The following is a 14,116-nucleotide window of genomic DNA, read 5'->3' as shown; positions in this document are numbered from 1 at the left end:
CGCAGAAGACGAACGGCGCCACCACGCCCAGGCCCTGGACACGTGCCTGGCTCATCCGGATGACTGCCTGAGAGGTTGCGGACGAAGTCCGTCTTCTCCCCTTCGGCACCCTGGCCGCCCGCCCGGATGCTGCAGTGGTCCACCCGCTCCGGGACCTTGCCTCCAGGCACCGCCACCGCCCCTGCCCAGAGCAGGCGCTCCCGTGACGCAGCGCAGGAACGCGGAGATGTCAGTGCCTGCTTCTAGGATCCACCGGATACACACCGGTTCACGGAGGTTCCCCGCATGCCCATCACCGCGCCCGACTACTCCCGGTACTTCACCGACGGGACCTCCTTCGCTTGCGGACGCGACCTGACCGGAACGCTGTCCGTGGTGCGCGTGGGCGAACTCACCCTGCATTCGGGCCAGGTGGTGGCGTGCGACCCGTTCGTGTACCTGGGCAGCGGGGACGTACCACCCTTCACGGTCGCGGTGGAGCCCGGCCGTTACGCCGTGGACGCTGCCGTCGCCACGCTGGTTCGTCCAGGCGCGGAGTCGGGGCCCCACCCGCACACTCGCGTCGCGGCCGCCCGGCTGGTGATACGTGACGTGGAGGTGGCCGGGTGGGAGCTTGCGCTGCTGCCCGGACAGGATCCGGCGGAACTGGGTGACGAGCAGTACTTCGGCTACGGCGTGGACGCGGGTACCGGCTGCTTCTACGACGCCTCGGCCGAGAACGCTTTTCCGGGGACGGAGGACGAGGAAGGGGCGGTGTGGGCGGCCATGGAGTCTGCCGGGCACGGACCCGACGTCTTCATGGCCCAAGGCGAGGGCGGCCACAACCTCGCCGGGTTCACGTCCGGGTGGGGCGACGGCGCATATCCGACCTGGATCGGCCGCGCGGCGGACGGCAGCGTCGCCTGCTTCCTCACCGACTTCTTCGTCATACCCCACTCGGCCGAGGCCGACGCGCTGGCTTCGTAGCCCGCGGGGGCGGCGAAGGCCCGCGCCGCACGGCGGGTCCGCCGGTCGAACACGGCGGTCATACCGGAGTGCTCTTTCCAGCGCACCCGAACTGTGGCGCCTGGCAGCCGGGACAGAGGGCGAGGGATGACCGGCTGCACGTCCAAAGCGTCGCGGCTGCCCCACGCCGAGGTGAACCGCACCTCCTCGAAGGGGTGCCCGGGGCCGCGGTGAGGCGCCCGCCGACCTTCCGGGGCGCCTCCGGGCGCAGCCGGCCCGCCTTGCCCGAGGCGGCCGAGGACGAGTTGAGGGGCGGGTCAGGGTGCCGGGGACGGCGCCGATGATCGCTGCCCCCAGGCTCCGGCCCGCTCTGCCTGCGGGCCGCCCGCCGCCCGCTCAGGTGGTGGTGGGGGGCGACGGCGGCCTCCCTGGTGAGGCGCCTTCGTAGCCGGTCGCAGGTTCCCCCGAGCCCGAGTCCCTCGGAGTCCTGCGTGCGTTCCTGGCGATCGAGATTGACAGTCGAAGCCGGATGAGCGCGACACCAGCGCGTGCAGGTGTGCGCGGAAGGGGGGTGTCCGGCTCCTGCCGGGCTCGTGCGTGGGCGGACACGAACGCGTCCACCGCGTCCCGCGCCGGGCGCCGCCTGCGAGCCGTCCGCGGCGATGCCCAAGATCGGCTCGACATCATGATCGCAATGCCGGCCCCCGCGCCGCTACGGCCCTGGCCTACGCCGAGCCGCACCTGCTCATATCCACGCCCAGTGTCACCCGCTGGACCCAAGAGCACGACGGAGAGACGCCGCAGCGTGCACTCGCCCGTCACCACGCTTTGAACAGCAGTGAACAACCAGGCCACAAACGTGTGGGGGACCTCGCCGTTCGGCCGGAGCGTCCTCAGGGAGGCGCACGGTGAGCCGGGCACCGGCCCCAGGCCGTTCGCGGCCTTCCCGGACGCCTCCGGCATGGCGGCCCCGGCCGCGGCGTTCACCGCCGCCGAGGCCCCTGTGCCCTCCGCCGCGCAGCGGTCCGGCCCTGGCCGACCGCAGCCCGCCTCGTCCGCGGCCGCGGACAGGGAGCTGCCGTCGGCGCACAGCGTGCCGACGCGGGCGTTGCCCGGCCCTGCGTCAGAAGGTCAGGTTCCAGGCGTCGATCCTGCCTGTGTCGGAGGCGGCGTTGTCGTTGACGCGCAGCTTCCAGGTGCCGTTCGCGACCTCCGAGGAGGCGTCCACGGTGTACGTCTGGGCGATGTTGTCGGCGCTGCCGCCGGTGTGGTTGTGCAGCGTGTAGACGGTGCCGTCCGGCGCCACCAGGTCGACCTTCAGGTCACCGATGTAGGTGTGCTTGATGTCCACACCCACCTTGAGGGTGGCCGGGGCGTTGCCGGTCACGCCGGTCACGGCGATCGGGCTCTCCACGGTCGCGTTGTCGTTGACGGCGAAGTCCGCGAGGTTCTCGAAGTACGTGCCGGGCGGCGGGGTGGTCCCGACGGCCTTGAGGGCGTCGACCTGTCCTTCGCCGAAGAACGAGTTGCTGGCCGTCGTGCCCGTGCAGCGGCTGTCCGAGGGGCAGGCGATGTCGTTGGCCTGCTCGGCCAGCCTGGCGCGGAGCTGCGCCGGGGTGATGCCCGGGTCGGCGCTGGCGATGAGTGCCGCCACGCCGACCACGTGCGGGGTGGCCATCGAGGTGCCGCTCTTGCTGCCGTAGCCCCCGCCGGGGACGGTGGAGTACACGCTGCTGCCCGGCGCCGCGACGTCGATGACGCCCTGCCCGTAGTTGGAGAACGAGGCCTTGGTGACGCCCGTGCCGTTGGCCGCGACCGTGACCACGCCCGGCAGCTCGGTCGGGATGTCGAGGCAGGCGTTGGTGATGGTGCGGGTGACCGGCGTCGAGTCGTTCGGGCTCGCGGAGTCGGTCGTCTTGTGGGCGAGGTCGTAGTTCTCGTTGCCCGCCGCGGCGACCTGGAGGGAGCCCTTGCCCTCGGCGTACTCCTGGGCGCGCCTGACGCCCTCGATGATGGCGGCCTGGTCGATGTTGTCCGGGCAGTTGAACTGCCACGGGTCCGTGTAATAGCTGTTGTTGGTGACCTTGAAGCCGTGGTCACCGGCCCAGACGAAGCCGCAGATGGTGTTCTCGGCGAAGAAGAAGGAGTTGCCCGGCTCGGCGACCCGGACCGCGGCGATCCTCACCCCGGGGGCCACGCCGACGACGCCCTTGCCGTTCTTGGCCGCGGCGATGGTGCCCGCCACGTGGGTGCCGTGCGTGTCGACGTCCCGCCAGGCGCCGGCACGGGTGTCGGGCTTGCCGTAGGCGCAGGAGACCGAGTCGGCCGCGTCGAAGTTGGGCGCCAGGTCCTGGTGCTGGTCGTCCACACCGGTGTCCAGGATGCCGACCGTGACGGAGGCGGAGCCCGGGTTCACGGCCCAGGCCTGGTCGGCCTTGATCTGGCTCATGTCGGCCCGGACCGGTTCTCCGGCCGGGGTCGAGGCCTGGGCCGGGTTGGCCGGGAGCGCCGGGTCGTAGGCGTCGGCCGGGACGTCCGAGGTGCGCGTGGCGCCGACCTGCTGCACGCCGGCGACACCGCGCATGGCGGCGGCGAATCCGCTGGACGCCGAGTGGGCGACGATCACGCCGATGGCGTCGAAGTCCGAGAAGACGGTGCCGCCGTTGGCCGCGATCGCCGAGCGGACCGCAGAGCTGTCACCGGGGGCGGTGATCACGAGGTAGGCACGCGTGCCGGCCACCCAGGCCGCACTCTGGGATGCCGGCACGGCGGCCAGAGCGTGGGCCTTGGCGGCCGGCGCGGTGGAGGGGACGACGGGGAGCGTGCCCGCGAGGGCGCCCGGGGCGCCGAACGCGAGGGCGGCACCGAGCGTGGTCGCCAGCACCAGCGCGCGTCTGGGTCGGCCGGATATGGGGGGTATCAATGCGTCCTCCGGAGACGGCCCGGCCGCGCCGAGGGCACCGGCCGCGCCGTACGAAACGAATGGTCGATGCAAGATGTCAGGTACATGCCCTTGTACGGAAGTACCTTTCCGCGCAGGGACGTCATAGAGGCATGGCTGAAAAGAGACGCACCCCGGGCATCGAGAGGTCGAGACCTCTCAGGAGCCCGGCGACGCCGACCGCGCCCTGGCATACGCCGCCGACCAGGCGCCGGCCGTGCTGCCCGCACCGGAGCCGGACCCGACCCGAGGCGCTCCCCGGCCATCGCCGCCTCGAGGCCGTTCTGCACGAAGGGCCTGCGGCCCGCATCCACATCACCTACGACGGACCCACCACCGCCACCGATCCCCTCGCCCCCGCCGCCCGAGAGCAGTACACCACCGTCGTCCCCGCCCGGATCAGCGCCGGCACCTGGCCGCAGCCCGCACCGAGCGGACCCGCCCCGAACTCCCCGCCGACGCCGATGAGGTGACCGCGCCCAACATCCACGGAACCTACCTGCCCGCGCTCAAGACCCACCTGCCGTTCGGCCGGCCCGAGCACTCGACCAGCAACCAGCACGACCGGCGCGGGGCCGGCTTCCACCGCGGCACCAGCGCCCCGGCGGAAGCCGCCGCGGACTGCCCGACCGTAGCGAGCCCCAGCTTCCGGGCGTGTCGGGTCGGAGGGATGTCGTCCCGCTGCTTGTCCCCCTTTTCCTCACGGGAGCCTCATACACAAGTCGTGCCGGCGGGGGAGAACACCACCCGGCCGGTGCGTTGCTGCAAGCAGGGCCGATCCGAAAACTCGTACATCCTTTGGGGCGCGGCGGCGGTCGGCGCGGCGTCGGCTCCGAGGCCGCACTCCAAATGACTCAGAGCCGACATCAAACATTTTGTCGGCCCAGCCGACGCCAACTAGAGCCAGCCACATCAGGTGCAGGTCAGGACTGACGCCCAGGGCGGGCCTCCGAGCGCCGAGCGGCTCAGAGGGTACGCAGCGTGGCCTCAACCGCCTCCACGATGCCGTTATGGGCTGCCGGCTCCACCCGATGGGCTCTGCCTACGGGGACCGGGGCCTGCTCCGCGATGCGGTCCAGCACCCGCAGGAAGTTCTTGTCGGCGGTGACAAACACGTCGCAGTCCGGCAGGTAGGAGGCGTGTTGGACGTCAATGGAGTTGCCGTCGGTCACCTTCATGTCCATCTGTACGGTGTCCGCCGCCCACCGGAGCCAGGCGCGTGGCATGTACGCGGATTCCACCTCATACAGCCAAAACCGGTTGAACGCCTCCCGGGAGTCACACATAGCGCGTAGGTCTACCCGGGCGCCGACCCAGTCGGCGTAAGTAGTCTCCTCCTGCGTGAGCACAGATCGACGGCTCCTCGCGAAGGCATGCCAGTACACCTCCTGGCTGTACGGCCGCCATGCCGCGACCCATTCGTCAGATGGCCACCCTGCCCGCTGTTCGATCGGGGTCTCCTCACCCGGGGCCAGCGTGATGCGGGAGAGGCCGCGGAGATCGAAGCCGGCCTCGCGCCAACGCCCCCGCTGTTCCTTCTGGTTATCCACGACAAAGCGCACCGTGCGCGCGGTCCGACGGGCCGGTTCCGCGTCGCGCAATCAGTCGTGGTGCTCCACCGCCTCCCGCCAGAACATCTTGGTCCAGTACGTACGCCATGTCGCCTCACGTCCGGTGTCGGGCACTGCCCGCATCCACTCCGGGTGCAAACGGCGCACTTCGGAGATGACCTCGGCACCCTCCCGGTCGGCCTCGCTGCACAGCCGTTCGTCCGTCGCGGTCGTGATGGCCTCGATGATGGCCGCCCGCATGTCCGAGTGCGGATGCTGCAGCACCTCCAGCAGGACGCTCGGCGCGGTTACCACGCGATGCCGAGGAAACGAGCGACCGTCCTGAACCGGTCCCCGGCCCTCGCATCCCCCACATAGGACCAGATGTTGTTGTCGAGCATGATCCTCACGCTGCCGTTCCCCCTCGAATGCCCTACGCACTCGCCCATTCCAGACCGAGGTTGGCGAGTGTGGCGAGTTTGTCGGTGGTGAGCTTCGCACGGCGTCCCTTCTGGTTCATGATCCAGACTCCGAGCTTGACCTGGGTGCCGTCTTCCAGCCGCTCTGTGTGGCCTCTGGGGACGGTCACGGAGCCTTCGCGGGCCTTGTACTGCGCTAGGGCTGCAACGCCCCGTTCGAAGGCTCCCACGGGTGTCGTGGACGGCTTCGTGGGCACTTCCGGCTCCTGGGCGAGCGGTGTGATGCCGAGCTGCTCCAGGCGTTCGCGCTGCCCGTCCATCAGCCCCTGCCAGACGGCGGGCTGACGGTTTTTCGTGAGCCATCGTCCGATGTCCATTCCGTGGCAAGTCACGCCGGGCAGGACCTCCGCTCGGCCCTCTTCGTCGCGCACGAGCTCGCGTAGTGCGGCGTAGTGGCGTTGCCAGTCCGCTGGCCATGCCGGGTTCCAGTCCTCGTCCACGGCTTCCAGCGCCGTCTTCCATTCGGGGTGGCCGTCCAGCGCACCAGGACGCCGCAAATTCGCAAGCCACATCCCCAATGGTCTATCCAGCGCGGTCGCAGTGCGGGGGGCGCAGAGCGTCCAGTGCTGGTCGTAGTACGTCCTGGCCGCTTCCAAGTTTTCCTGGAAGCGTTCGTCGGCCGGTGACCAGACCATGCCGAGTTGTTCGAGCCGCCTCGCGCGTTGGCCGGTCATCTGCCCGGCTGCGTAGGCGCGTCGTTGTTCCGCGACCCATTGTCCAAGCGGTGTCGCGCCCTCGCGGTGTCCGTAGGGCACGCGGGCGCTCCCCTCGCGCTCGACGTACGTCTTCAGCTTCGCCCAGCCGCGGGCCCAGTCCTGGCGTTCGGTGTCGATGACGTTGAAGGAAACCCAGTCCGCGACCATCATGGGATCCCTGGGGGCGGCGAAACGGAGCAACAAGCGGGATTCTTCTTCGCCGTCTTCTGGCGCGACACCGATGTTCACGGACGGCTGCGCGACGTCCTTCTGCGGCTCCTGGGGGATGGCGAGCAGTTCCACGGCCTCTTCATCGTGGGCCCGCAGACCTTCCAGGACTTTCACCAGGGGCCGGTAAGAGCCGGAGGTGAACATGTCCTCGGGCTGCTCTCCGGGCTGGAGGAAGACGGGCACGATCAGGGAGGCGAGCTTGCCTTGTCCGGGCTTCTGCCGGAGTGCCCGGCCGATGGCCTGGACGATGTCGTGCGGCGCGCCCTTCGGGTCCAACAGGGCGACTGAATCCACGCTTCGAATATCGACGCCCTCGCCCAGGACACGACAGTTCGAGAGCACGGCCCGCTGCGCCGTGGTCCCGAACGAACCCAGGACCTCTCGCCGGCGTTCGGGGACGTGCTCACCGCACAGCCAGTCCGCCCAGATGCGCTTCGGGTAGGTCTCGGGCCGGTCGGCGTGCAGCTTGGCCGCGACCCGCTCCAGGCCCTCCGCGTACGCCTGCGCCTCGATAGTCCGGTGGTGGAAGGTGATGCACGTCGACAGGTCGTGCTGCGCCATCGTGTGCAGCAACGCGGCCTGGAGGGCTCCGAGGCGCTGCCCGCGGACCTCTTCGGTGTGCCGTTCCTCGCCCATCAGCCGCTCGGGCGTGACGACCGGGTCCTGGAGCTCCAGGACGATGATCTGGAACCGCGCCAACAGGCCCCGGGAGATAGCAGAGGCGAGCGAGAGCTTGTAGAGGACGGGCCCGAAGACCTTCTCGTCATCCATGCTCGCCGCCATCTCCCTCGGCAGCGGGTCACGCCCCCCCTCGGCAACCTCGCGGTTCAGCCGCTCCTCCCAGATCCGCGGCGTCGCCGTCAGGTACAGCCGCCGGTACGCCGGGATGACGGTCTGGTCATGGATGTCCGCCCACGCCTTACCCATCGCCCCACTTGTCCTGTGGGCCTCATCAATTACCGCGAGGTCTACCGGGTCCAACTTCTGGCCGTAGACGCCCTCTGACAAATCCGTTAGTGATCACTAGGTGAGTGATGCGCTGACCTGTGGATCTAGTGATCGGTGCAGGATTTCTCTATCGCTGCGTGGTTCAGGTGGATTGGTCTGTGCTGGTCAGGGGCTGGCGGGTCGTGCCTGAGAGGCGGCGGCAGGGCCAGCGCGTGGCCTTGGTCGTCGAGGCGATCCGCCGCCTGTCTGGGGGCTGTTACGCGGTAGCGGTGTTTCCCGGAATGGGTGAGTACCCCGAAGACTGTGAGCAGGTCACCGAGGCCTATCGGCTCCAGGCGAAGGAGGAGATCGCCGCACTGTGGGAGAGCATCGGCTTCCAACTGTTCCGCCGCGGGGTATGGCTCCTGGACACCGCCCTGCGCCGACCGGAGAACTCATGCAGGCCCGCCGCGCTCAACTGCGCGCGCTCGGCACGGCCTTCCAGTAGTCCGGGTCCGTCTGAGAGCGGCTCGGCGGACACCACGGCTGACGCAGACGGCCCGGGTCGTGCCGGGGAGGCCGTGTACGATCCGGCTTTTCCTGCGGGCGCTGGTCTGGTTCGGGCAAGCCGTGACCGCAGCGAACGGCTCCCGCCCCCGAAGTTCGACGAACTGCCGTATGTACGCACCGTGGCGGCCGACTGAGGCGGATCGTGTCCCGCGTGATGGTGTAGCCGATCGACGTTGAGTAGTGCGCCGGTGTGCTCCGGCTGGTGATGTCCGCTCCCTGCGCAGGGGACGAGCCACCGTGCGTCTCCTCCCTGATGAACGCCCAGTTCATCGAGGGGAGGAGACGCACAGTGGCCCTGTCCCAGTCTGAACTCACCCGCCTGCTTCAGTCACTGCATTCGACCGAGGGACTCGAACTCGTCCGCAGTGTCGCCGAGCGGATGCTGCAGGAGCTGATCGAGGCCGAGGCCACGGCGAAGATCGGCGCCGAGTGGAACGAGCACACCGACACCCGCACCAACTACCGCAACGGGCACCGCGACAAGACGCTCACCACCCAGGCCGGCGACCTCGACCTGGCCATCCCCAAACTGCGGTCCGGCAGTTTCTTCCCCTGTCTGCTGGAGCGTCGGCGCCGCATCGACCAGGCCCTCTACGCCGTCATCATGGAGGCATACGTCGAGGGCGTCTCCACCCGGTCGGTCGACGACCTGGTCAAGGCCCTGGGGGCGGACACCGGGATCTCCAAGAGCGAGGTCTCCAGGATCTGCGCAGCCCTGGACGAGCCGTTGACGGCGTTCCGCACCCGGCCGCTGGACCACACCCGCTTCCCCTACATCTACCTCGATGCCACCTACTGCAAGGCGAGGGTCAACCACCAGATCGCCTCGCGGGCCGTGGTCATCGCCACCGGCGTCACCGAGGACGGCGGCCGCGAAGTCCTCGGCGTGATGGTCGGCGACAGCGAGACCGAGGTGTTTTGGACCGAGTTCCTGCGTCACCTGCGCGAACGGGGCCTGTCCGGGGTCCGTCTGGTCATCGGTGACCATCACAGCGGCCTGGTTGCCGCGATCGGCAAGGTGATGCTCGGCTCCGCCTACCAAAGATGCCGGGTCCATTTCCTGCGCAACGTCTTCGGCGTGATCGACAAGCACGCCGGTGAGATGGTGGCCGCGACGATCCGCACGATCTTCGCCCAGTCCGGCCCCACCGCGGTCAGAGCCCAGGCCGACACCGTCGCCGACATGCTCGGCGGGCAGTTCCCCAAGGTGAAGCAGATGCTGCTGGAGGCCAAGGACGATCTGACCGCCTTCGCGGTCTTCCCGGAGCGGCACTGGAAGAAGATCCAGTCGACCAACCCGCTGGAGCGGGTCAACCGGGAGATCAAGCGCCGCACCGACGTCGTCCAGGTCTTCCCCAACGACGACGCCCTGTTGCGGCTGGTCACCGCCGTGCTCTTCGAGATGCACGACGAATGGATCGCCTTCCCCCGCCGCTACCTCCCCGAAGGCAGCATGGACGATCTCTACCCCGAACTCCCCGAAAGCGCCCCGGCGCTAACCAACACACCAAACACGCCCACCAGCTGATCGACTACACCATCACGCGGGACACGATCCTGAGGCGTCGTTCTGCCTGGACCGGCCGTGCTCCTGACGGCTCGTGGGTCGACTCGGCGACTGTGAGTGCTTGAGGTGGTTCATGCAGGGGTGCGTTTGGTTCGGCGTAGCAGGGTCAGGGTGGTGACGGCGGCGAGGGTCATCCAGGTTTTGCCGAGGATCTGTCCTGGGAGGAAGTCGAGGGAATCGAAGGCGAGTTGGAGGAACAGGAGGCTGTCGGCGAGCAGGCCGACAGCGTTCGATGCAAGCATTGCGAGGAGCAGTCCGCGTTGCCGCAGCGGCTCGTAGACGGCGAAGTCCATGATTTCGGCTACGGCGAAGGCGATCGCGGAGGCTGTTGCGAGGTTTGGGTCGGCCAGGAGGTAGGACAGGAGGGTGCCGATGGCTATGGCGGTGAGGACGGCACCGCGTCCTGCGGCTTCTCGTGCGAGATCGCGCAGTATGAGGGCGAGGCCGACCATGTACACCCCGGCGGGGGCGGTGTAGCCGAGGCCTACTGGGACGACGCCGAAGTGGGTGACGGCGAGGTTGGCGGCCGGGATGGTCGCGATGTAAGCGAGGAGAGTGAGGATTCCAGCGCGGGCGGGGACGTTCACGATCTGCTTTCTGTGGTGATCGAGGCATAGCGCGCCCTGTTTGACGACGGACGGGCGCGGAGACAAACCTCGCGCAGTTCACCACATGGCACTGACAGCCGGATGGTTCGTTTTTCGGCTGCAGCGGCCGAGGTGTCGTGGCGGCCACATCCCAGGTCGGCATCTGCTACGGGCTTTGAGGCCGGGACCGGTTTCTCAGCACGCGCTGGATGATGGTCGATCCGCTGGCCTGTGGCGCGGGGTGTCACACAAACCGGAGCTGGCTCGGTGCCCCCGGCAGCCGCTGCCGAATCCGGGTCGCCGTGGTGGCCGTGGAGAGCGAGACCCCCTGCCCGCAGGGGGTCTGGACAAGGGGGCGCTGAATGCGCAGGGCTGCTTCGAGCGTGCGAAGCCCTGGAGCAGCGGCGGGGCGCCGAGCGGCACTGCGTGTCCATGTGCCGCCGTGACGGTGCGCGGGCGATGGACTCCTCTTGTGCGGTACTGGCGCGCCCGGCGCCTTCAGCGGTGAGTCGTGCGCGCGTTGGGGTGTCAGCAGGTGTGGTGCAGGGTGGCGATGGCGTCGTGGCTGTGGATGCTTTCGAGGTTTTTCGCGGTGACGGTGTGGGTGAGTGCTTTGTCGCGGCACGTGAGGCTGATGTCGCGGATGATGTCTTCGACGAAGACGGGGTGGTCGTAGGCCTGCATGGTGACGACGCGTTCGTCGGGCCGTTTGATCAGCGGGATGACAGGGGCGGAGCCGGTGGCGCGCAGCAGGTCGACGATCTCGTGGACGGGCAGGGGATAGGGGGCGTCCGCGGTCCCGGTGATCTCCAGGGTGATCTCGCTGCGCTGGTTGTGGGCGCCGTAGTCGGAGATGGCCTTCGAGCAGGGGCACAGGCTGGTGACATGCGTGGTCACCGCAGTGGCGACCGTGCAGTCGGAGGTGGTGATGCGGCCGGTGACGGTGACGTCGTGGGTCTGCCAGGACTCTTGCCGGCTGGCGGGAGCGGTTACAGAGGTGGCGATAGGCAGCGACAGGATCAGGGTGAGAGCCGGGGCGTCGAGAAGGGTGAGGCCTCGTTTGAGGGCGAGGGGCAATTCCTGCGGGGTGAGCGTGGCGACTTCCTCGTGCACGAGGGCGATCATGCGGCTCATGTGGGTGCCTCGCCGGTCGGCTTGCAGGCCGACGGTCACGCTGATGTCGGCGATGCCCTGCTGTCGGGTGTGGCCGTCGTCGAAGGTGAGGGGATAGCGCAGGCCGCTGATGCCCACTTCGTCGATGGCGATGCCTCGGCGGTCGGGTTCGTTTTGGATGTCGTGCATGCTCACGCGCCTCGGTAGGTGCAGCCGGAGGTGCAGGTTTCCCGCACGGTGATCGCGGACAGTGCGGGAAGCTCGTCGATCAGCCGGTCCCAGATCCAGCGGGCCAGGTTCTCACTGGTGGGATTGTCTAGTCCTTCGATGTCGTTCAGGTAATAGTGGTCGAGTTGCGCGTCGATGGGCTTGAAGGCGCGTTTGACGTCGCCGAAGTCCATGACCCAGCCCAGTTCTGCGTCGACAGGGGCTTCGACGTGCACGATCACCTTGTAGGAGTGGCCGTGCAGGCGCGCGCATTTGTGGCCCTCCGGCACGCGGGGCAGTCGGTGCGCCGCTTCGAAGGTGAACTCGCGAAAGATTTCCATTACTGAATTCCCAGATACTTGTGCGTCTGGAGGGAGAGTGTCCAGCGCGGGTTCTTCATGCAGTACTCGACGGCGGCACGGGTGTGGGCTTCGCGGTGGGCATCGTCCAGCGGTTGCAGCCGGAAGTGGCGGAAGTCCAGGTCTTCGAACTGGGCGGGGTCGCCTCCGGCCTGCGGGTAGACCAACTTCAGTTCGTCGCCCTGGGTGAGGACCAGGGTGGAGCCGATCTTGGGGCTGACGCACAGCCAGTCGATACCGCGGGGAGCAGGGCGGGTGCCGTTGGTCTCCACCGCGACTTCGAAGCCTCGCTCGTGCAGCGCGTCGATGGCTTCCTCATCCAACTGCAGCAGGGGCTCTCCGCCGGTGCACACTACGAACCGGTGGGCCGGGTCGGTGCTGGGCCACGCGGCCTCGACGGCGGCTGCCAGATCCTGCGGGGTGCGGAAGCGGCCGCCACCTTCACCGTCGGTGCCGACGAAGTCGGTGTCGCAGAACTGGCAGACGGCACGGGCGCGGTCCTGCTCCCGGCCTGTCCACAGGTTGCAGCGGGAGAAACGGCAGAACACCGCCGGGCGCCCTGCGTGGCTGCCCTCGCCCTGCAGGGTGTAGAAGATTTCCTTGATCAGGTAGGTCATGCTCAGGCGCTCTGGTATTGGACGGGGTCCTTCACGCCGGCTTCGGCGAAGCCCTTCAGGCGCAGCAGGCAAGTGTCGCACCGGCCGCAGGCCCGCCCCTGCTCGTCGGGGTCGTAGCAGGAAGAGGTAAGGGAGTAGTCCACGCCCAGGCGCAGGCCCTCGCGCACGATGTCGGCCTTGGACAGCGCGATCAAAGGGGAGTGCAGGGTCATTTTCGAACTTCCTTCCACCCCGGCCCGGGTGGCCAGGTTGGCCATGGTGGCGAAGGCCTCCATGTACTCGGGGCGGCAGTCGGGGTAGCCGCTGTAGTCCACGGCCGTGACCCCGGTGAAGATGTCACTCGCGCCGACGGTCTCGGCGAAGGCGAGCGCGAAAGACAGGAAGATCGTGTTGCGGGCCGGCACATACGTGATCGGCACCCCACCCTCCTCGACATCCTCCAGCTTTTCGTGCTTGGGCACCTCGATGTCCGACGTCAGGGCCGAGCCGCCGAAGACACGAAGATCGATGTCGGCAATGACGTGCCGGGCCACACCCTGGACCTGCGCCACACGCTGGGCCGCCTCCAACTCGATGCTGTGCCGCTGGCCGTAGCGGAAGCTGAGCGCGTAGGGAGTGAAGCCCTGGTCCTTGGCGATGGCCAGCACCGTGGTCGAGTCCAGGCCGCCGCTCAGCAACACGATCGCGGGACGGTCCATGCTGTCACTCCCTTATCTGCAGTCCAGTTTCCTCAGCCGAGGCAGATGCAGCCTACCCCCCTAACTACCGGCTACAGTAACCACAACAACACGCGAGTTACGGAAGCCAGGGGTCGAGTCGCAGTGAACGAGTTGCCCATCGTGGTCACGTGCACGGACCGAAAGACCTCACCGCCCCCCGCGACCCTGCAGGCACGCACCCTGCCCGCCGGCGACCTGCTGCAGCGAGCCGCAGAATGGGCACGCCGCCTGCAGACAGCCGATGGCCGGCCGACGACCCTGCAGAACCTCTACCAAGGGGATCAGTGGCGGCGAGCCCTCGCTCTCACCGACGCAGCAACCCGCGCGGGTTTCGTTCCTCGCCTGTATGTAGCCTCGGCCGGCCTGGGCCTGCGGCCAGTCTCCAGCCTCGCACCGTCCTATGCCGCGACTTTCCTGCCACGACATGCGGATTCCGTGGCTTCCTCCAGTCGTGAGGCATCCCTGTGGTGGGAGCACCTGCAGCAGTTGGACGGTGCCGGTGATCTGCCCCAGATTGCGACCGCCGCCGGACGGGCTCTGGTGGTGGTGTCGGAGACCTACGCCCACGCCATGCAGCGCGACTTGCACCGCCTCGCCGCGACCGGCGCC

General features: G+C 68.5%; 13 protein-coding genes and 1 pseudogene. 5 read left to right on the top strand and 9 right to left on the bottom strand.

Annotated features, from left to right (window positions below):
* Nucleotides 1-285: 285 nt before the first annotated feature.
* On the top strand, nt 286-966 hold the full coding sequence (locus ACYQ8Q_RS00070) for a DUF4241 domain-containing protein (protein WP_460060510.1): 681 nt from the start codon (nt 286-288) through the stop codon (nt 964-966).
* A gap of 1,102 nt (nt 967-2,068) precedes the next feature.
* Here the strand turns inward: ACYQ8Q_RS00070 and ACYQ8Q_RS00065 are convergent.
* Nucleotides 2,069-3,829, bottom strand: a complete 1,761-nt coding sequence (locus ACYQ8Q_RS00065) for a S8 family peptidase (protein ID WP_460060508.1) — start codon at nt 3,827-3,829, stop codon at nt 2,069-2,071.
* A 170-nt stretch (nt 3,830-3,999) separates the two neighbouring features.
* On the opposite strand from ACYQ8Q_RS00065, the gene ACYQ8Q_RS00060 reads away from it, so the two are divergent.
* Complete coding sequence (locus ACYQ8Q_RS00060) at nt 4,000-4,359, top strand: hypothetical protein (RefSeq protein WP_460060506.1); 360 nt, start codon at nt 4,000-4,002, stop codon at nt 4,357-4,359.
* Between the two features lie 492 nt (nt 4,360-4,851).
* On the opposite strand, the gene ACYQ8Q_RS00055 is transcribed toward ACYQ8Q_RS00060, so the two are convergent.
* From ACYQ8Q_RS00055 to ACYQ8Q_RS00045, 3 genes are all read right to left on the bottom strand, one after another.
* A complete protein-coding gene (locus ACYQ8Q_RS00055; protein ID WP_460060503.1) occupies nt 4,852-5,487 on the bottom strand; it encodes a hypothetical protein in 636 nt (211 codons plus the stop codon).
* A complete protein-coding gene (locus ACYQ8Q_RS00050) occupies nt 5,488-5,751 on the bottom strand; it encodes a hypothetical protein (RefSeq protein WP_460060501.1) in 264 nt (87 codons plus the stop codon). It lies immediately after the preceding gene.
* 118 nt (nt 5,752-5,869) lie between these two features.
* Entirely contained in the window at nt 5,870-7,768 is a 1,899-nt protein-coding gene (locus ACYQ8Q_RS00045; RefSeq protein WP_460060499.1) for a helicase associated domain-containing protein, read from the bottom strand.
* A gap of 119 nt (nt 7,769-7,887) precedes the next feature.
* Here ACYQ8Q_RS00045 and ACYQ8Q_RS00040 point away from each other — a divergent pair, with 119 nt between their 5' ends.
* Nucleotides 7,888-8,472 carry a hypothetical protein gene (locus ACYQ8Q_RS00040; protein ID WP_460060497.1) on the top strand — a complete coding sequence of 195 codons (585 nt, stop codon included), beginning with the start codon at nt 7,888-7,890 and terminating at the stop codon, nt 8,470-8,472.
* Nucleotides 8,473-8,627: 155 nt separating this feature from the next.
* Nucleotides 8,628-9,866: an IS256 family transposase gene (locus ACYQ8Q_RS00035; protein WP_460060495.1), complete on the top strand. Its 1,239-nt coding sequence runs from the start codon at nt 8,628-8,630 to the stop codon at nt 9,864-9,866.
* Between the two features lie 110 nt (nt 9,867-9,976).
* Here the strand turns inward: ACYQ8Q_RS00035 and ACYQ8Q_RS00030 are convergent, their stop codons facing one another.
* From ACYQ8Q_RS00030 to queC, 5 genes are all read right to left on the bottom strand, one after another.
* Nucleotides 9,977-10,492 (bottom strand): VUT family protein, encoded by a 516-nt coding sequence (locus tag ACYQ8Q_RS00030; protein ID WP_460060493.1) that lies wholly within the window; start codon nt 10,490-10,492, stop codon nt 9,977-9,979.
* 528 nt (nt 10,493-11,020) lie between these two features.
* Entirely contained in the window at nt 11,021-11,794 is a 774-nt protein-coding gene (locus tag ACYQ8Q_RS00025; protein WP_460060490.1) for a GTP cyclohydrolase, FolE2/MptA family, read from the bottom strand.
* A gap of 2 nt (nt 11,795-11,796) precedes the next feature.
* Nucleotides 11,797-12,153, bottom strand: coding sequence for a 6-carboxytetrahydropterin synthase QueD (gene queD, locus ACYQ8Q_RS00020; RefSeq protein ID WP_151513676.1), 357 nt, complete (start codon nt 12,151-12,153; stop codon nt 11,797-11,799).
* Nucleotides 12,153-12,788: a 7-carboxy-7-deazaguanine synthase gene (gene queE, locus ACYQ8Q_RS00015; RefSeq protein WP_460060487.1), complete on the bottom strand. Its 636-nt coding sequence runs from the start codon at nt 12,786-12,788 to the stop codon at nt 12,153-12,155. Before queE ends, queD begins: the two co-directional genes overlap by 1 nt.
* 2 nt (nt 12,789-12,790) lie before the next feature.
* Nucleotides 12,791-13,486, bottom strand: a complete 696-nt coding sequence (queC, locus tag ACYQ8Q_RS00010) for a 7-cyano-7-deazaguanine synthase QueC (protein ID WP_460060484.1) — start codon at nt 13,484-13,486, stop codon at nt 12,791-12,793.
* 123 nt (nt 13,487-13,609) lie between these two features.
* Here queC and ACYQ8Q_RS00005 point away from each other — a divergent pair.
* Nucleotides 13,610-14,116 (top strand): annotated as a pseudogene (locus ACYQ8Q_RS00005) (hypothetical protein); the annotation flags it as partial.

It is taken from the genome of Streptomyces sp. YKOK-I1 (genome assembly GCF_054660435.1).
This window is presented reverse-complemented; position numbering and strand designations above follow the sequence as displayed.

Bases quoted from the DNA above. Each gene is read 5' to 3' on its own strand.
- ACYQ8Q_RS00070 (WP_460060510.1), top strand. From the start codon at position 286: ATGCCCATCACCGCGCCCGACTACTCCCGGTACTTCACCGACGGGACC.
- ACYQ8Q_RS00060 (WP_460060506.1), top strand. From the start codon at position 4,000: ATGGCTGAAAAGAGACGCACCCCGGGCATCGAGAGGTCGAGACCTCTC.
- ACYQ8Q_RS00045 (WP_460060499.1), bottom strand. From the start codon at position 7,768: ATGGGTAAGGCGTGGGCGGACATCCATGACCAGACCGTCATCCCGGCG.
- ACYQ8Q_RS00025 (WP_460060490.1), bottom strand. From the start codon at position 11,794: ATGCACGACATCCAAAACGAACCCGACCGCCGAGGCATCGCCATCGAC.
- queD (WP_151513676.1), bottom strand. From the start codon at position 12,153: ATGGAAATCTTTCGCGAGTTCACCTTCGAAGCGGCGCACCGACTGCCC.
- queE (WP_460060487.1), bottom strand. From the start codon at position 12,788: ATGACCTACCTGATCAAGGAAATCTTCTACACCCTGCAGGGCGAGGGC.
- queC (WP_460060484.1), bottom strand. From the start codon at position 13,486: ATGGACCGTCCCGCGATCGTGTTGCTGAGCGGCGGCCTGGACTCGACC.